This is a genomic window from Pseudomonas sp. 2995-3 (genome assembly GCF_002742565.1).
GTDB classification, from domain to species: domain Bacteria; phylum Pseudomonadota; class Gammaproteobacteria; order Pseudomonadales; family Pseudomonadaceae; genus Aquipseudomonas; species Aquipseudomonas edaphica.
The window spans coordinates 1-257 of the sequence record NZ_LJSB01000372.1 but is presented as its reverse complement, the minus strand read 5'-3'; the positions used below and the strand labels follow the sequence as shown (position 1 = coordinate 257).

The 257-nt window shown below is 37.4% G+C and carries 1 protein-coding gene; it reads right to left on the bottom strand.

Annotation, left to right across the window (positions count from 1 at the left end):
* Positions 1-257: ATP-binding cassette domain-containing protein (locus AOA62_RS29770; protein ID WP_143521943.1), on the bottom strand; the 257-nt coding region annotated here is incomplete at both ends.

Below are 257 nucleotides of genomic sequence, written 5' to 3'. Positions count from 1 at the left end.
GTCCAGAAGTTGGTTCATCTAATATATAAAGGTCTGCATCGGAAGAAAATGCAGCTATCAGTGCAACCTTTTGCCGATTTCCCTTTGAATAAGTCCTACACTTTTTCGTTGGATCAAGGTCAAATTTTTTAATAAGTTCTTCCCGCCTACTTGTGTTATTTGATCCTCTCAGTTTTACAAATAGATCTATCACTTCTCCACCTGTTAAATTCGGCCATAAATTTACATCACCAGGTACATAAGCAACACGCTTATGT